25 protein-coding genes, 1 other RNA gene and 1 pseudogene are annotated in these 16,868 nt (G+C 32.6%); 7 read left to right on the forward strand and 20 right to left on the reverse strand.

Annotation, left to right across the window (positions count from 1 at the left end; all coding sequences use genetic code 11):
* Window positions 1-6 precede the first annotated feature (6 nt).
* The 7 genes from FD18_RS09690 to FD18_RS08665 form a co-directional block, all read right to left on the reverse strand.
* The gene (locus tag FD18_RS09690) at window positions 7-174 is read right to left on the reverse strand and encodes a hypothetical protein (RefSeq protein WP_157053623.1); all 168 of its coding nucleotides are present in this window, start codon (window positions 172-174) and stop codon (window positions 7-9) included.
* Window positions 174-1,442 (reverse strand): DEAD/DEAH box helicase, encoded by a 1,269-nt coding sequence (locus FD18_RS08645; protein WP_057719507.1) that lies wholly within the window; start codon window positions 1,440-1,442, stop codon window positions 174-176. The genes FD18_RS09690 and FD18_RS08645 overlap by 1 nt, the downstream gene beginning before the upstream one ends.
* Window positions 1,435-1,560 (reverse strand): DEAD/DEAH box helicase family protein, encoded by a 126-nt coding sequence (locus FD18_RS10455; protein WP_420919756.1) that lies wholly within the window; start codon window positions 1,558-1,560, stop codon window positions 1,435-1,437. Before FD18_RS10455 ends, FD18_RS08645 begins: the two co-directional genes overlap by 8 nt.
* Entirely contained in the window at window positions 1,561-1,833 is a 273-nt protein-coding gene (locus FD18_RS08650) for a hypothetical protein (RefSeq protein WP_057719508.1), read from the reverse strand. It lies immediately after the preceding gene.
* A gap of 16 nt (window positions 1,834-1,849) precedes the next feature.
* The gene (locus tag FD18_RS08655; protein WP_057719509.1) at window positions 1,850-2,326 is read right to left on the reverse strand and encodes a siphovirus Gp157 family protein; all 477 of its coding nucleotides are present in this window, start codon (window positions 2,324-2,326) and stop codon (window positions 1,850-1,852) included.
* A gap of 291 nt (window positions 2,327-2,617) precedes the next feature.
* Complete coding sequence (locus FD18_RS08660; RefSeq protein ID WP_057719510.1) at window positions 2,618-2,881, reverse strand: helix-turn-helix domain-containing protein; 264 nt, start codon at window positions 2,879-2,881, stop codon at window positions 2,618-2,620.
* A 5-nt stretch (window positions 2,882-2,886) separates the two neighbouring features.
* The gene (locus FD18_RS08665; protein WP_057719511.1) at window positions 2,887-3,096 is read right to left on the reverse strand and encodes a helix-turn-helix domain-containing protein; all 210 of its coding nucleotides are present in this window, start codon (window positions 3,094-3,096) and stop codon (window positions 2,887-2,889) included.
* Window positions 3,097-3,153: 57 nt separating this feature from the next.
* Here FD18_RS08665 and FD18_RS08670 point away from each other — a divergent pair, with 57 nt between their 5' ends.
* From FD18_RS08670 to FD18_RS08695, 6 genes are all read left to right on the forward strand, one after another.
* Window positions 3,154-3,411 (forward strand): hypothetical protein, encoded by a 258-nt coding sequence (locus FD18_RS08670; protein WP_057719512.1) that lies wholly within the window; start codon window positions 3,154-3,156, stop codon window positions 3,409-3,411.
* Window positions 3,412-3,802: 391 nt separating this feature from the next.
* Window positions 3,803-4,156 carry a helix-turn-helix domain-containing protein gene (locus FD18_RS08675; protein ID WP_057719513.1) on the forward strand — a complete coding sequence of 118 codons (354 nt, stop codon included), beginning with the start codon at window positions 3,803-3,805 and terminating at the stop codon, window positions 4,154-4,156.
* A 2-nt stretch (window positions 4,157-4,158) separates the two neighbouring features.
* The gene (locus FD18_RS08680; protein WP_057719514.1) at window positions 4,159-4,590 is read left to right on the forward strand and encodes an ImmA/IrrE family metallo-endopeptidase; all 432 of its coding nucleotides are present in this window, start codon (window positions 4,159-4,161) and stop codon (window positions 4,588-4,590) included.
* 55 nt (window positions 4,591-4,645) lie between these two features.
* Window positions 4,646-5,149, forward strand: coding sequence for a DUF4352 domain-containing protein (locus FD18_RS08685; protein WP_057719515.1), 504 nt, complete (start codon window positions 4,646-4,648; stop codon window positions 5,147-5,149).
* A gap of 27 nt (window positions 5,150-5,176) precedes the next feature.
* Window positions 5,177-5,548 carry a hypothetical protein gene (locus FD18_RS08690; RefSeq protein WP_057719516.1) on the forward strand — a complete coding sequence of 124 codons (372 nt, stop codon included), beginning with the start codon at window positions 5,177-5,179 and terminating at the stop codon, window positions 5,546-5,548.
* Window positions 5,549-5,715: 167 nt separating this feature from the next.
* Window positions 5,716-6,834: a tyrosine-type recombinase/integrase gene (locus FD18_RS08695; RefSeq protein ID WP_057719517.1), complete on the forward strand. Its 1,119-nt coding sequence runs from the start codon at window positions 5,716-5,718 to the stop codon at window positions 6,832-6,834.
* 83 nt (window positions 6,835-6,917) lie between these two features.
* Here the strand turns inward: FD18_RS08695 and ssrA are convergent.
* The 13 genes and pseudogenes from ssrA to coaBC all read right to left on the reverse strand — a co-directional run bounded on the left by ssrA (window position 6,918) and on the right by coaBC (window position 15,803).
* Window positions 6,918-7,283, reverse strand: a transfer-messenger RNA (tmRNA) gene (ssrA, locus tag FD18_RS09535).
* Window positions 7,284-7,339: 56 nt separating this feature from the next.
* Window positions 7,340-8,539, reverse strand: coding sequence for an acetate/propionate family kinase (locus FD18_RS08700; RefSeq protein ID WP_057719518.1), 1,200 nt, complete (start codon window positions 8,537-8,539; stop codon window positions 7,340-7,342).
* A 20-nt stretch (window positions 8,540-8,559) separates the two neighbouring features.
* A complete protein-coding gene (locus FD18_RS08705; RefSeq protein ID WP_057719519.1) occupies window positions 8,560-9,561 on the reverse strand; it encodes a class I SAM-dependent methyltransferase in 1,002 nt (333 codons plus the stop codon).
* A 196-nt stretch (window positions 9,562-9,757) separates the two neighbouring features.
* Window positions 9,758-10,270 (reverse strand): competence type IV pilus minor pilin ComGF, encoded by a 513-nt coding sequence (gene comGF / locus FD18_RS08710; protein ID WP_057719520.1) that lies wholly within the window; start codon window positions 10,268-10,270, stop codon window positions 9,758-9,760.
* A 5-nt stretch (window positions 10,271-10,275) separates the two neighbouring features.
* Window positions 10,276-10,494, reverse strand: coding sequence for a hypothetical protein (locus FD18_RS08715; RefSeq protein WP_057719521.1), 219 nt, complete (start codon window positions 10,492-10,494; stop codon window positions 10,276-10,278).
* Entirely contained in the window at window positions 10,484-10,807 is a 324-nt protein-coding gene (locus tag FD18_RS08720) for a type II secretion system protein (RefSeq protein ID WP_235499927.1), read from the reverse strand. The genes FD18_RS08715 and FD18_RS08720 overlap by 11 nt, the downstream gene beginning before the upstream one ends.
* Window positions 10,808-10,828: 21 nt before the next feature.
* Window positions 10,829-10,900, reverse strand: a pseudogene (locus FD18_RS10305) (prepilin-type N-terminal cleavage/methylation domain-containing protein); the annotation flags it as partial.
* Window positions 10,897-11,193, reverse strand: a complete 297-nt coding sequence (comGC, locus tag FD18_RS08725) for a competence type IV pilus major pilin ComGC (protein ID WP_057719523.1) — start codon at window positions 11,191-11,193, stop codon at window positions 10,897-10,899. The gene comGC and the pseudogene FD18_RS10305, both read right to left, overlap by 4 nt.
* A gap of 13 nt (window positions 11,194-11,206) precedes the next feature.
* Window positions 11,207-12,187 (reverse strand): type II secretion system F family protein, encoded by a 981-nt coding sequence (locus FD18_RS08730; protein WP_306812317.1) that lies wholly within the window; start codon window positions 12,185-12,187, stop codon window positions 11,207-11,209.
* The gene (gene comGA / locus FD18_RS08735) at window positions 12,174-13,148 is read right to left on the reverse strand and encodes a competence type IV pilus ATPase ComGA (protein ID WP_057719525.1); all 975 of its coding nucleotides are present in this window, start codon (window positions 13,146-13,148) and stop codon (window positions 12,174-12,176) included. The genes FD18_RS08730 and comGA overlap by 14 nt, the downstream gene beginning before the upstream one ends.
* Before the next feature lie 126 nt (window positions 13,149-13,274).
* A complete protein-coding gene (locus FD18_RS08740; protein ID WP_057719526.1) occupies window positions 13,275-14,000 on the reverse strand; it encodes a YebC/PmpR family DNA-binding transcriptional regulator in 726 nt (241 codons plus the stop codon).
* Window positions 14,001-14,083: 83 nt separating this feature from the next.
* Window positions 14,084-14,599, reverse strand: coding sequence for a VanZ family protein (locus tag FD18_RS08745; protein WP_057719527.1), 516 nt, complete (start codon window positions 14,597-14,599; stop codon window positions 14,084-14,086).
* On the reverse strand, window positions 14,577-15,803 hold the full coding sequence (gene coaBC, locus FD18_RS08750) for a bifunctional phosphopantothenoylcysteine decarboxylase/phosphopantothenate--cysteine ligase CoaBC (RefSeq protein WP_057719528.1): 1,227 nt from the start codon (window positions 15,801-15,803) through the stop codon (window positions 14,577-14,579). Before coaBC ends, FD18_RS08745 begins: the two co-directional genes overlap by 23 nt.
* 151 nt (window positions 15,804-15,954) lie before the next feature.
* Between coaBC and FD18_RS08755 the strand changes: the two genes are divergently transcribed.
* Window positions 15,955-16,848 (forward strand): metal ABC transporter solute-binding protein, Zn/Mn family, encoded by an 894-nt coding sequence (locus FD18_RS08755; protein ID WP_057719529.1) that lies wholly within the window; start codon window positions 15,955-15,957, stop codon window positions 16,846-16,848.
* The last annotated feature ends 20 nt before the right edge of the window (window positions 16,849-16,868 follow it).

The following is a 16,868-nucleotide window of genomic DNA, read 5'->3' on the forward strand; positions in this document are numbered from 1 at the left end:
TCCTTCTTAATCTGCACTGTAATTAATTTCTAGTGTTAAATGTGATGTTCCAGTAACTGATAGATACTTTTCAACCTTGATAGTAGGACTCCAATTTGAATCAACTTGTTTATCAAAGTTCCGTATATCTTCAATAGCACTTTCAACATTTTTATTAACATTTTTTGCAGCCATTATTTAAATATTCCTTTCTTTTTAGCCATAAAGTAAGCCCAGCCTGGCTTGTAACCATGCAACTTACCATAGGCTACTAATTCACTCATTGACTTCAATTCACCAACTGACTTATCAACCACATTAGTCATTACTTGATCTTGAATAATTTTCTTGATGTGTTCTTTTCTAGCTTTTGTTGCTTCAACTAAATCAACATCACTCACTGGCTTAGCTTTATGAACTTTGATAGGCTTACCGCATACGGGACACTTACCATCTTTTACATCACTAGCCTTGACTACTGCAAAACAATAATCACAAGTAACAATTGATAAACCAGGATCTTTTAGTAGTGTCTTACTCTTCTGCTTGCCGGATTTAATTGCCGTTTTCCAATCTCGGTCATCATCGGGATAACCAAATTTCTTAAAATTATTAGCGTGGTCAATGATGATGGCCGTCTTGCCTTCACGTGGATTTAAACACCTCATCGAAAATTGGAGGTACAATGCGAGTGATGCTGTCGGTCTAGCCATAATGACACAATCAACATTAGGTAGGTCCACACCTTCAGTGAATAAATTAACGTTAACCAGTATCTTAATTTCTTGATCTCGAAATTTACGCACTGCTATATCACGTTTTTCTTTTGAAGTAGTTCCATCTACTTCGATTGCTGAAATCCCTACAGAATTAAATTCAGTAGTTATTTTGATAGCTGAATCGATGGAATATGTATAAACTACTGCCTGCATCCCTTTAGCAATTCTTTTGTACTGCTTAACGATATGGCCAAAGATTTTCGTACTCATCGCTTCTTGCATTGATTCCGCTGTATAATCCCCAGTACTTCCACGCTTTAATGCTTTTTCATTAAAATCACCCGGAGGTTGAAAGTATCTAAACGGTGCTAAGAAACCTTTTTCTGTCAGCTCATGAATTGATTGGCCAACAATAATATCATCTGCAATTTGATCTAATTGTTGTCGTCCTGTTCTGTGTGGTGTAGCCGTAAACAATAACACAATAGCTTTAGGAAATTTATTCAAAATGTTTTGATAGGATTTAGCTAAAGCATGGTGGGCTTCATCCACTAGAATCACATCAGGAACTGGCAGACTATCAACTCTCCGTGTAAGGGTCTGAACCATACCAGCAGTTAATAAGTCAGAATTTACTTCCTGATTTTTAAAAGTTTTAACTGCTTGATCTAAAACTTCACGTCTGTGAATCAGAAACATAACTCGGTTAGTTCTGACAGTGGTTCTCCTGGCAATTTCAGCCATTACTCACTGTTTTCCCCGTCCGAGGTGGGCTTTGAACGATAATTACTCGATTTTTTTTCCTCATTGAATCAATGATTTTATTAATTAAATCTGTTTGATAAGGTCTTAATTCATACATTTAGTCACCGGTACTGAAAATCTTACTCATTAGCCCACTAATGCTCTCTTTTTTATCCATTTCATTATCGTGATAGTCATTACCTCTTACGGCATCATGTAATAAACCATTAAGAATAATTCTGTGACCTGATTCATGATTAACAACTTCGCCTGTTTCATCGTTCAAACCTAAAATCACGAAATTCTTAACTTTACCATTTAAGATGTCATCAAAGTGTTTTTGTAAATGTTTCTTATCTTCTGCATCTAATTTCAATTCTTTTTCAAACATAATTTTTTTACCTCTCTTACTTAATCAATGTCTTTCTATTAGTTTTTAAATGTGCACCAGTAATTTCTTTACCAGCTTTTAAATCTTCATAAAGTTTCTTCTTATCGGCTTTGATAGTCTTTTCTTCAACTACATAATCAATTGGTAGTTTTCTAAGTTCTTCAACGATGACTGAATCGCGGTAATTTCTAGGCTTAAGAATGTGGTGTTCAGTTTTAATTTCTTTCAAACCGGCATCATCAATTGCATCAGTGATGTACTGATTTAATCTATCTTTTTTATTCTTAGATACTTTGATAAATTCTCTAAGTTCAGTCATTCGCTCTTTAGCCCATTGAATTTCACTATCATACTTATCAGATAAACCAGCCGCTCCATCTAATTTTTGATCTCTTGTAAGTTCTAAGCTTTTAATCGTATCGACTAAAACCTCAGGATCTAAGTCTTTATTTTCTATTTCTGCAATGGCGTTGTTAATTTCAAAAACATTCATGTTATAATCCTCTTGTAAATGTATATTTATATTGGTCGTTATCTGTTGGCGCAGGTAACGACTTTTTTTGTCCGTCTATAATTGCATTACTGTTAGCAATCAACTTATTAATAGTAGTTTTACTAAGCACTCTGCATTACCTCCTTTAAATATTTGGGAAGATTGCTGTGTACATGACAAAGATTAATGCTACTAAAGCTGTACACATGACACTTAGCGTAAGAATTTCTGTTTCTCTGATTGTAAAAGAAGTACCAAGAAATTCATTAACTTTTGAATTAATCCATTTACTCATTTTCTATGCTCCTTCATGAACTCATCTAAGTCTGTTTTTGCATATCGTCGTATACCGTCTATCATAGTGTAAGGAATTTGATACTTTTTAATCCAAACATCTAGGGTACTGCGACTGATACCTAAATATATTGCGGCTTTAGTTTTATTAAAGTATCCATACATGGGATTCTTTAGCTTTGGAGCCTTTTCTTTAGCGTCTTTATACACAAGTTTGAAAGCTTTGACTACTAAATCATTGGCTTCATTCATCGCTTCCATATTTATTACTCCATTCCTAAAATTTCGTAGATAGTTTCTCTGATTTCCTTAGCACGTTTAGAGTTACTACCCTTAACAGCTTGATTAAGCTGTTGACGACTAATATTAAGTCTTTTGGCTAAGTAAGCTTGAGTCCATCCCTTTTTTATTAGAGCAACCTTAATTTCTGATTCCACGTCATGTGTTGCTGCCTCCAATCTTTCTTCAATTGGCATATTTTTCACCTCACTTTCTGTTAAACTAAAATCATCTAATAATAAGGAGATGATTTAATGCTAAAAATTGTTTTTTCAAATAATGAAGAAGTTTCAATTGGTAAGAACGATATTATCCAAGCATGGGTTACTGATAATAAAGAAAAGCAACCATTTTATGCTCATGATATTTTTTCGGGCACTTTATCTAATTCTAAAATCGCAACTCGTGATAGTAAGGTTGGATTGCAAGGACTTCTTGGCCAAGCTGAATGGATTTCTATAAATCATGGTCCTCTTTACAAAACTTCTTCAATTATAAAAATTATTGATTAAAGTTCATTAATATAAACTTTTAATCATTTTTACTCGCTTATTTCTTTATAAATAGTTTTCTCATTAAAGAGTTGCTACTATTTTTTTGAAAAGGCGAGTTTTTTATCACCTCTTTTTTGTCAGAACTCAACAAGTTAATTTATTTGTTAATTTATTTGTTATAAATTTATTGACATTTTCACAGTATAGCTGTAAATTTAATGTATGATAAATAAGCATGAAACACGTATCCCCATACTGTTTAATACTTGCTTATTTATTTGTTAACTTGTAAATTAATTCGTTTATTAACTCGTTGACGATATTTATATTAACAGCTGTACTGTAAAATATCAAGTATTTTTACAGCAAAATTATAATTATTTTGTCAACGATTGAGAGGATCGTTGATATGACAACATTTGAAAAAATAAAAAAATATGCAAAAATTAGAGGAATATCTTTACAAAAAGTAGCTATTGAAGCTGGATTAAGTAAAAATATGATTTATCAATATAAGGATGGAACTAATCCAAGCATGAAAACCTTGCATAAAATTGCTGAAGTTCTTCATGTTGAGCCTAATGATCTATTGTCATCTTCTACTGAAACTAAAGACGATGGCAAAATTAAATGGAAAGATCTAGGAATGCCCTATGGTGGGAATATTCCTGATGAATTAAATGATATGATCGACTCGATTGCCGAAACGTATTTAAAAAATCATCCTGAGCTAATTAAGGACAAATATAAGGGTAAGTGGTAAGAATGAATTATATTAATCAAAGGAATTACAATGATTTGATTAATTGGCTAATGAATTATTGTTTGGATAATGGTATCGGTGCTGTGTTGACTAATGAACTACCAGATAGTATCGGCGGAAAAAGTTATTTAATACCCGCCAATTTAGTAATTGTTAACAATAAATGGAAAAACAAAATGGAAGTACCTTTTATTTTTGCACATGAAATAGGCCATATCTCTACTGGAGTTCCCTGCTCTTACCATGCTTCTATAACTAATAACATCAAAGAAGAAACTGAAGCAAATAAATTTGCTATCAATTTACTAAGAAAATATTGTAAATACAACGATATTCATTTTGATAATTACTATAATTTTGCACAAATTTTCTGTATTCCCAAAAAATATTTTTATCTTGTGCCTGATTCTCAGGAAGATTGGATTTTAAGCTAAGTGTCCGAAATGACATTAAACTAAAAATAAATGTATTCTCAGGAGGTTAAAAGAGATGAGAAAAAGAATAATTACAATTTTAGGAGCTGCATCTGTTATAGTTTTATTTGCTACTGGCTGTAGTGCAGATAATACTGGTAATGGTGGTACCAAAGTGGAAAAGTCTTCTAAAAAGAAGAGTGAAATTAAGTACTACAAACTTGGTGAAACTGTAAAAGTTGGAGATGTAGAATATACTCTTAAATCAGTAGAAAAAACTGATGAAAGAAATGAGTTTGAAGACAGTAAACCAGCTAATGTTATTAAAGTTGTTTACCATGTTAAAAATGATGGTAAACAAGATTTACCTATTGGGACTGACTTAGATGCCTATGGTCCCGATAATAACAAATTGAAAACTTATCCAATTAGTAACACCACAGTAGATTCTATTGCTCCAGGAAAAGAATCTGATGTAACTACAGGCTTTGGAACAGATAAAATGGGAGATTTTGAACTACAATTCAAACCTTTAGTGTCATTAGATAAATCTGCAAAATTTAAAGTTAATGTTCAATAAAATAGAAGTATAGGAGAAATATTTACAATGAAATTAAAAATTAATATGTGGACTGGAATTTTAGATATTATAAACTGTGTATTATTTGCTGTATCTTGGCCAGTAATTTTTGGAACTGCATTTTCAGATGCATTTTCTGGAAGCAATTTAACTAATGGTACAGGAACATTTTTCTATGTTATGGCTTGGGCAGGCGTAATTTTAAATATAATTGCTCTAGTTCAATCAAAGAAATCTAATATTTCAATTGTAGGCCCAATTCTTGGAATCATCGGAAGTGCGCTATTCGGTTTAACCGCAGCTCTTGCTTTTCCTGCACTAGTTGTATTAATTATTGCGACTGTATTTACTATGTTGCAACATCCAGCTAAAAATGCTGAAGCAAAAACTGAAAAATAATTAAACAAAAAATCCCACCGATGCGCCAACATCAGTGGGATAAGGAAACGAGCTACGCCAATAGCTCAAATGAATGTTTAAAAATATTAACAAAACCATCGCCAAATAGTTCTGCTATCTCCTATTTTAGCAGACTTTTAGCGATGCCAAAATAGGAGGTTTTTATTATGCCTAAAAGGAATAAACACATAAAACAATATAAATTAAAAAATGGTGATGTTCGTTACATGTTCCATGCTTATTTAGGTAAAGATCCTGTAACTGGGCAACCTATCCAAATCACTAAAAGGAAATTTGCTACTTATAATGAAGCGAAAGAAGTTTATGATGAGTTTATCGCTAAAGGCGTTAAAGGCTATATTAAGCCTAAACAACATACAGTAGATGAAGTTTATAAGGTATGGTTTGAAGCCTATAAAGAGACCGTTAAACAATCTACAGCTAATAAAACAGCGATTAATTATAAGGTGCATATCAAGCCATGGTTTGGGAATGAGTATATAGATCAAATTGATACTGCCAAATTTCAGTCTTGGGTTAACTCACTTTATAAAAATTTAGTTAAGTACAAAGAAGTCATTAATCGATTTAGTCAAATTTATGATTATGGGGCTGCATTAAGATATTGTCAAAAAATATATAATCCAGTTAATGCAGTTATTATTCCTCGAAAGACAAAAAGACGTCGTAGAAATATTCAAAAAAATTTCTATACTTTAGACCAACTAAAGCAATTTTTGAAAGTTGCAGAAAAACAAAATTATCGTAGCTATACTTATTTTCTCTTGCTCGCTACTTCAGGAATTAGAAAATCCGAAGCATTAGCTTTAACTTGGTCCGATATTGATTGGAAAGCCAAAACTGTTTCCATCACAAAAACTTTAGCTTTAGGAATGGATAATAAATTAATTGTTCAAACACCTAAAAGTTTAACTTCAAATCGGCCAATTCCACTTACTGAACATATGATTACTGTTCTTAAAGAATATCGAAAACAGCAAAAAATTATATGCCCTATCATTTTTCATGGCATTAGTAGTAATTACGTTAATCTTTCAAAACCTGATAGATGGCTACAAGCAGTTTACAACGCCGATAAATCACTTAAAAAGATCACGATTCACGGTTTTAGACATACTTATGCTACTCTTAACAAGAATCAAGAAAGAACTGATGTGGAAGCAGTTATGGGACATAACAGTGTAGAAATGACTGAACATTATACTCATGCCACTCAAGAAGGAATGGAAAATATCAGAAGTTATATGAACTCGTTAAATATTTAAAAAATCGTTTATTGTATCAAAATTGTATCAAAAATAAATAAAAACCGCTCTAAATGTTGATATAGAGCGGTTTTTATTCTTATCTATGGAGATGAGGGGAATTGAACCCCTGTCCAAACGTATTTCGTCGCTAACCTCTACGATCATAGTTATATTACTTAAATTCGCTTTGATAAAACGCCATATAACAGGGCTAAACTATCAAAACTAACCCAAGAATCTTATTTCTAACTATTAAGGTAAGTAGTTAAACGTAGCTCGTTAAATGGTAAGACCCGCAGACAGACACGAGCAATCCGTCATTGGATCACGCAGGCTGACTAAGCAGCTACTGCGTAAGAATTTTCGTTATTTGCAGTTATAATTTAACTGTGACGTTTTTAACGTAGACGTGACCTACGAATCGCAGTCACCGCGAATCTACGCCTGTCGAATCCCAAAACATCCCCAGATGCTTCAATGGTATCACACTCACAATTAAAAATCCACAAACTACTATTCTCTATTACTTATCTAATTTAGCCAAGCGTACAACATCTCTAGCAATCATTAATTCCTCATTGGTTGGAACAATCATTGCATCAATTTTTGAATCTGGTGTAGTAATTTTCCCCTCACGGTTAGCCTTATTAGCGTCTTCATCATATTTAAGTCCAAGCCAAGTAAGACCATCCATAATTTGCTTTCTAACACTTGCATCATGTTCACCAATTCCGGCAGTAAAGACCAAAACGTCTAATCCGCCCATTTCAGTCATATAAGCACCAATATAACGAACAATTCTATTAATGAAAACATCCTTAGTAAGCTTAGCCTGTTGATCACCATTCTTAATAGCTTTTTCAATATCTCTCATATCTGGTGAAACACCTGAAAGACCAAGTAAACCAGATTCGGTGTTAAGCATTTTAATAACTTCGTTAAAGCTACCAATATCACCCTTCTTCATAATAAATTGAAGAAGAGATGGATCAACGTCACCACTTCGAGTACTCATTGTAATACCTGCAACAGGACTGAATCCCATAGAAGTATCAAAAGATTTTCCATCTTTGATTGCAGTAACTGATGCACCACTTCCTAAATGGCAAATAACCATCTTTAAATCTTCTACAGGCTTATTTAAAAGATCTGCTGTACGACGAGAAACATAACGTGCAGAAGTTCCGTGAGCACCATATTTTCTAGCACGGAATTTTTCATAGTATTTATAAGGTACTGAATATAAATATTGAACTGGATCTAAAGTTTGGTGGAAAGAAGTATCAAAAACAGCAACTTCTGGTACATTTGGTAAAACTTTCATAAAAGCATAGATTCCATCAGCTTCAGCTGGGTTATGTAAAGGTGCATAATCGCTAATGTTATAAATCTTCCAAAGATTATCCTTAGTAATAATAGTACTGTCAGTAAATTCCTCACCACCAGCAACAACACGGTGACCCACACCAGCTATATCATCTAAAGAATCAATAACGTTATATTCTTTAAGCCAATTAAGTAGCTTTTGAACAGCTTCTTCCTGAGTAGCAATATCATTTTCTTCATCATGTTGACTACCGTCTGCTAGTGTCATTGTAAATACTGACCCTGGTAAACCAACTCGGTCAGCCATACCAGATGCAATTACTTCTTCATTATCAAGAGAGAACAATTTGTACTTAAATGATGAGCTACCTGAGTTTACTGCTAAAACTTTTTTCATTTTATATACCTCTATATAAATTATTTTTTATCGTTTTGATACCAGTCATTTAATTTCATATTAAATGCTACTAGAGAATCTGGTTTCTTTAAAGAATCTAACTTAGCTACCAATACTTCACGCTCTACAGCTTTTTCACCATGATTTTGGAAAACTAAAATTGATTTTTGCTGAACTTTACTTGAAAACATATCATCAGGCAAATCAACAATTGTTTGAATATTTACTTTTTTAGCTAACCAAGTCATAAATTCAGTTGATCCCTTACCTGTAAATAATAACTTTGGTACCACTAAAAATGCAAATCCGTCACGCTTAAGATTATTCACAATTTGTTCAATAAACAAAGTATGAGCAAAAGAATGTCCCTCTTTAGCATGATTTTCAAAACGTTGAGCATTGTTATCTAGCGGATAGTAACCAACTGGTATGTCACTCACTATCACATCAGCTTTTTGAATCATCCATGGATCTAACGCATCTTGACAATATAAATCAATTTTCAAATCTTCAAGATGAGCACCAATATCTGCTAAATCTAATAACGATTCATCATTATCAATTCCAATCAAATGGTAATTGTTTTGCGAGTGATTTTCTTGAATTAATTGTCTAATAATCGAATAAAGCAAATTTCCTGTTCCAATAGCGGGATCAACCACTGTCTTTTCTCCAGCTGGGACGATTTTTTGCCAAATTAAAGCAATTACTGTAGCAATTACTGAAGGGGTTGGCATTAAATTATAATCACTAGCGTCTTGAGCAATAGCTTTTAAAGTTAACAAGGTGAATACCTGCACCTTTAAGGATCGTGGTAAATTCTCATAATTCAATTGACGATATTCTTCAGTCAACTTAGCAACAGTTTCCTTATCAGGAGCACCTGACTCAACTTTGATTTTTCCATTTTCTAAATTATCAAAAGTCTCTGTTAGTGCAGATGAGAAAGAAACATTTAACGCTTTTTGCAAATGCTCGACTGCTGTCTGAAATTTCGGATACAATTCTTCTACTTTTTGCATTTTTCTTCCTTCTTTTATATTCCTTCTAATATTTTATAGGTATCCTTAAAGACTGGCAAGCGATCATTATTACTTAGAAAAATAATTTATTAAAGCTATGTTACTTTCCATATGTTCAGCGAAAATTTGCTGATATCCTATCACAAAGGCTATACAGATATTAATTAACAAAATACTACTTATCAAAGCACTTCCATTAACTCTTCTTGCTTTCCTTTTTATCATCTTTTAATTCTTTCTTCTCTTTTGGTAAATTCGTCTTAAAGAACATTTCGCTCTGTCTACCATCATTTTCAGTTACTAAAATTGTAAAAGAATCATCTGTAGTGGAACATTTTATTCTTTTTACTTTAAAAAGTAGAGGCATATGTCCACCCTCATCTGTCCTCATTCTTAAAGTATCATTCGGACTTACATCGATTGCATAAATATCATAAATCGGATCCCCATTCTTTTTCTTCTTATTTGATAACTTCTTTAGCAGCACTTTAGTAGGATCTGATCCAGTTCTGCTTACTTCAACATGACCACTTTCTTTTAAGAAATTATTTACTTGCACATAACTATAAGTTATTTCATTTACACCACTTTTTTGATGATTAATTTTTCTTAATGTACTTACAAGTCCAAACAATATTTGAACGCAAGCTATAGTTACTGCAATCGCAAAAACTGCTTCTAATAAAGTAAATCCTCTTATTTTCTTCATTACTTTTACCTATAATAAAGTCGATCATGAACTAAAAGTGTCTTTTTATCACTATGACGAAAAATATATTCCGCATATGCCTTATCTACACGTTTCTCAACTTGCTGTTCAGTATGCTTATTGTGTCTAATGGTCATCCCTAAAAGGATCACCCCTAAACAAGCAATTGTAAATCCAACACAAGCTTCCCATAAAATAAAGCCCTTTACTCTCTTATTCTTCAATCATTCTTCCCCATGCCATTTGTAATTTTATTTTCTTTTCCTTATTGCCATTTCTTACTGTGATTGTCCTTGGTGAAACTCTTCCGTGGTTATTAATATATAAATTGTCTAGATTATATACTTTTACATGACGATCCAAATAAATTTTTGATGCTCTATCTGAACCCTTTATTTCTATTGACGAATTATTATCAAAATACAAAAATATATAATTCTTTTTTTCTACAGTTGCCAAATGCATATATTTGTTAATTGTTGATTTTATTTGTCTCGTTGAATTATCTAATATCATCTGTTCCTTAATATTTTTCACATAAAGTGTGGGCATCAATATGAGTAAGCAAGTAACAGTCAATGTAATTATGGTTTCAATTAAAGTAAAACCTTTTATTCTATTCAAAATCATTTTTGAGGTAATTTTTCATATCTTTCTTTCTGTTTTTGAGAAATGTATTCTTTCTTCACCAACTCTTCTAATGATGTTCCATCCCCATTATCTTCAGCCAACTGTCTTTGAGTCTCAATAGTCGTACGTAAAGCTTCATCAGTTTTACTAGTAGCTCTTTCTTTTTGCCTACTTAAACCTGGAACAATTAATAAGATCAACATCGCAATGATGGCAATTACAATTACCATTTCAACTAAAGTAAAGCCTTTTACTCGCTTATTTCTATTAATAAAATTCTTTAATTTCTTCATTCTTCTTTCTCCTCTACATCATTTCCATTAAGTGATACATTGGCATCAAAATTTTTAAATACATTCCTAAAATACAAATCCCAATAAAGATAAAACATATTGGTTGCAAATTAACGATTAAATTGTTTAATTTGAAATTCAATTCATAAAAAAGTGTCTTACTAAGGAGCAATGCTCTTTTACCGATCTCACTCCTAGTCGCACCTGTTTCTAGTAGCATAACTAAATTATTTGGAATAAAATATTCTGTTTCAATAATTTTCTTAATCTCAACGCCACTCTCTAATTGCATCCTTACTCTTTTACCTAATACCTGCTGCAGGGAATTTTCTGGCTGCATAGCTGCTAATTGACAAATTTTCTGTAATGAAAATCCATTAATCAATAAAGTTGCTAAATCAGAAATAACTAAATAATGAACATATAGATTAAGAACTTTACCAATTACTGGAAACTTAGTTAATTTTTTTAAAGCAAAATAATCTTGCTGATTTAATAATTGTATTGTTTTGATAACAAAAACAATCGCAATTACTACTAAAATTAATAGTCCTCCTAGCATTAAATTACTAGTCCAATCACTATCAAGCATTTCAGTTTTTAAAAAGGTCTGCATGCAAATTAATAAACTAATCATCATCCCAACTAATAAAGCCGGGTAAGCCAATTCACTTTTTAATTTTTTTAATTGCTTATTTTTTAATCGAATTAATTCACTAAGTTGTTCTAAACACGATAATAAATTTCCATCAATAACAGCCATATTTATTTGAGCCGCTAAAGTACTTGAAAAACCAATTTCATGTAATGCGTCTCCTAAAGAAACGCCAGCTTCCACTTTTTTACTCACATAATTTAACTGATTCGAATGCTCATCCCAAACTTTAGGTAAAAGGCTCAAACTAGCATTTAACGAATACCCATTAACGAGCGCTTGCCTTAAATAATCAATAAATATTAGCTGATCTGCGCTCTTTAATTTATCCCTGTTCAAAACGCTGTCTAGTATTTTCACTAATCTTTCCTCGCTTAACTAATTGATCTAAATTATTTTTCCATTCAGCAAGATCAGCTCGATTATTACTAGTTATCGCATCGAATAATCTTTCTCCATAACCAACATCCATCAAGCACCCTAAGCTATCTTTATTTTCTATTGGCAATAAACGTTGGTAAGAAACCGCTGTTAAACAATTTTCTAATTCATCCCTAGTGATTCCTAAACCTTCTAACCGTGAAATTGTCTGTAAGGCCGTTTTAGCGTGTACAGTTGCAAAAACTAAGTGCCCACTCAAAGCAGCATTAATACTAATTCTTGCTGTGTCTGTATCCCGAATTTCACCAATAATTAAAATATCCGGTCGGTGCCTTAAAGCAGCTTTTAACAAATCGGGATAAGTAATACCAGCAATTATATTCACCTGTGTTTGTAAAAACTCTGGTTGCCAAACTTCTACAGGATCTTCAATTGTCATAACAATTTTATTTTTTCCAGCTAACCTCGCTAATTCATACATTGATGACGTCTTACCTGAACCTGTTGGTCCACTAGTAATTATTAGTCCTCGCTGCCGAGTTAAATTTTCTAATAGGGTTAATTGTTCAGGAAAGAAATAGGTATTGTTTTTTTCTCCATAAATTAATCTAATTACTAATGATTCATAGCCAGAAAATTCTCCAATACTTGAAAAACGCAAGAAGACACTTTCTGAATTTATGATAGTTTGATATGAACCTACCTGTGGTCTTCTGTGCTCTGCAATGTCCATCTGTGCTTGAAATTTGAAGTAATTCAATAATTCTTTTCCAGTTTTAAAATCTATTTCCTTTACTTGCCTTAACCCCGCTGCTGTTCGCAATTTTATCTCGTAATTTGCTTTAGCAGGAAAAATAAACACATCACTTGCTCTTTCTTCAACTGCCGTTCCTAAAACTTCTTTAGCTAATAAATTCATTTTTCATCCCTCCTTTGTAATACACTTATTAGTACGCAAAAAATGGACGAATTTTTTTATTTTTTATAAAAATTGGACAAAAAAATAGACTCAGAAAAACCTGAGTCTATTTTCAATTAAATAAAATTATTCATCGTCTGCAGCAGTGTATACATTAGAAACATCATCGTTATCTTCTAATGCATCAATTAAATGAGCAAATTGCTCTTTTTTATCATCTGGAACTGGAGTGGTGTTCTGCGGAATCATAGTTAATTCAGCATTAGCTAATTTATAGCCAGCTTTTTCTAAAGCATCACGTACAGCAGTAAATTGCTTAGGATCAGTATAGATTTCAAAAGCGTCATCACTAGTTTCTAAATCATCGCCACCAGCATCCATTACATCAAGTAATACTTGATCTTCGTCTGCATCGGTAGTTGAACGATCGATTACAATGTAACCCTTACGGTCAAACATGTAAGCAACAGAACCAGTTGCACCAAGTGAACCGCCATTACGAGTAAAGGCAACACGAACATCTGACGCAGTACGGTTCTTGTTATCAGTTAAAGCTTCAACTAAAACTGCAACACCGCCTGGAGCGTAACCTTCGTATGTAATTTCATCGTAATGTTCATCTGAATTACCTTCAGCCTTTTTAATAGCACGTTCAATGTTGGTTTTAGGCATGTTAGCTGCACGTGCTTTATCCATAACCATACGTAAAGTAGGATTTCCTGAAGGGTCAGGACCACCACTCTTTGCAGCCATATAAATTTCACGAGATAATTTTTGGAAAACTTTACCTCTCTTAGCGTCTTGCGCATTCTTGCGGCCTTGAATATTGTGCCATTTTGAATGTCCTGACATAAGAATCCTTCTTTCTTTTTATTTAATATAGTTAACCTTGTCAATCATAACGCACTCAAGATTTAAATTCAATCTATGATTAATTATGAATTACGTTTTTCTTGTCGATGTCTTAACCAATAAACAAAGATACAAATTAAAATTGCTAATAATGCACCAGCTGAATCGAGTGCAACATCGTGTAAACTTGGAGTACGGTCTCCAGTTAAATACTGATGAAATTCATCTAATCCAGCCAATCCAATAATTCCTAGCCAAATAAACAAAGGACCACACCACTTCTTAAATAATCTATCTAATCCTAAACAAGCAAATAATCCTACTAAAAAATATGATGAAAAATGAGCAAACTTCCTCATTACAAATTGTGTCATCCCCGCTTCACCATTATCCAAAACAGCATTATGCCAGCGTCCACCGTAGTATATATTCCATCTACCAACAATTCTCTCAACAATTGGAAAATGACGATGAATAAATCCTGGGGACATTTCTTGTTCATGATATGTCATTGAACTAGAAATAAATAGTCCTAGCAATACTAATAACATTAAACATACAAAAATAAGTTCTCGCTTAGTTAACAAAGTTTTTTTCATTTTTAACTTTCCTACTTTCAAGTTTATCAGCAACTAAATTAATAATTTGCTTAGCAATTTCAACTTTAGTTGTCTCCTTGATACTTTTTGCTTTCTTACCTTTTCTAAGAACTGTAACTTGATCCTCATTACTGCCAAATACTCCATGACTCACATCATTAGCCACAATCATATCTGCATTTTTTTCTTCCAATTTTTTAGCCGCATTTTTTAGTAAATCATTTGTTTCAGCAGCAAAACCTACTACAACTTGATTTTCTTGTTTTATATTTCCCATTGTCTTTAAGATATCAGGAGTTTCTTTTAGGAAAATCTTTAACTCATTTCCTTGTTCTCGCTTCTTAATTTTATGATCAATATAATTTACCGGTTCATAATCAGCCACAGCAGCTGCCATAATTAAGGCATCCGTATTCAAAAATTCTTTTTTTACAGCTTCTAGCATCTCTTCTGTCGTCTCTACCCGAATATTGGTCAAATTAGGAGATTTTGGTAAAGGAACAGAAATATGACCTGAAATTAAAGTCACATCTGCACCTGCATTAAGAGCAGCTTTAGTAAGTGCAATGCCCATCTTACCACTAGAACGATTACCGAGATAACGAACTGGATCAAGTGGAGAAACTGTACCACCCGCAGTAATTACAAGCTTTTTACCTGATAATCTTTCCTTTGCTTTTAAGGACGAATCTATCCAAGCCATAATATCAATAGGTTCAGGCATTCTACCTTTGCCACTATATCCCTCAGCTAAGCGCCCAATAGTTGGATCCATTATTTGAATACCATCTTGTCTTAAAAAAGATAAATTTCTTTGAAAAGCAGCATTACTCCACATATGATTATTCATCGCTGGTACTACATATTTAGGTGCAACTGTAGCTAGAAAAGTTGTACTTGCCGCATCATCGGCTAAGCCATTTGCGATTTTGGCAATAAAATTTGCAGTTGCTGGAACTACAACAGCAATCTCAGTCCAATCAGCCAATTCAATATGCGGAATCTTATTAGCTACCTCTTCTTCCCATAGGTCGGTTAAGACTGGATATTTAGTTAAAGCAGCTAAAGTTTGAGTACTGGTCAAATGAACTGCTTCCTTAGTCATTACTACTCTTACTTCATGACCCGCTTTTTGAAAATTGCGCACTACACTAATTGCTTTATAGGCAGCAATACTACCAGTGATATATATTGTAGCTTTCATCGTTTCTTACCTTAATTCTGTAATTTCTTTCTACTATAACACAAGAATATTAATACAAAATAATTGACAAATAAAAAATTCTAATATATCCTGATATGATTTATATTGAATTAAAGGATAAATCTTATAATTTGAAAGGATAAATGTATTAATGAAAAAATATTACCGAAAAATACTAACAATTTTTTTGACAGCTTTTATACTTATTTTAATCCTGACAGGCTGTTCGAAAAAAGATAATTCATCATCTAATAAAATTTCAATTGTAACAAGTACTAACGTTTACGCAAATATTGCACAAAATGTCTTAGGAAAGTATGGCAAAGCAAGTGCAATCATTACTAATAGCTCTACAGATCCTCACGATTTTGAGCCAACTACAGCTGATGCCAAAAAAGTTCAAGATGCTAAAATTATTATTGCTAATGGTTTAGGATATGATTCTTGGTTACCAAAATTAGCTAAATCAAACAATAAATCTGCCGTTTTAGTTGGTGAAGACCTTATGAAACTTAAAAATGGTGCTAATCCTCATATTTGGTTTGATTTAAATATGCCTACTAAATATGTTAATTATTTAGTAAAACGTCTAGCCAAAATAGATAAGAAACATGCGGCCTACTATAAAGAAAACGGTGCTAAATATCTAGCAAAAATTAATAAGATCAAAAGGATAGCTGCTTCAGTTGATGGGGCTAAACAAAAGCCAGTTTATGTCAGTGAGCCTATTTTTGATTATGCTTTAAAAGCTACTCACTTCAAGATTGGAGACAAGGCATTTGAAGAAGCTATTGAAAATGAAACCGATCCAAGTGCTAAAATTATTCATCAAATGAACCAAACTATCGATAAACGAGGAATTTCTTTCTTTGTCAAAAATTCTCAAGTAAATAGTTCAACAGTAAATAACTTTGTAAAACGAGCCAAAGCAAAGAACATCCCAATTCTTCAAGTTCGTGAAACTATTCCAAATGATACAACTTATATAGAATGGATGACAGAAAATTATCAAAATCTTGCTAATATTAATAAAAAGTTGAAATAATTCAAAAAAGAGGGGTACCC

This window comes from Lactobacillus taiwanensis DSM 21401 (assembly GCF_001436695.1).
Taxonomy (GTDB): domain Bacteria; phylum Bacillota; class Bacilli; order Lactobacillales; family Lactobacillaceae; genus Lactobacillus; species Lactobacillus taiwanensis.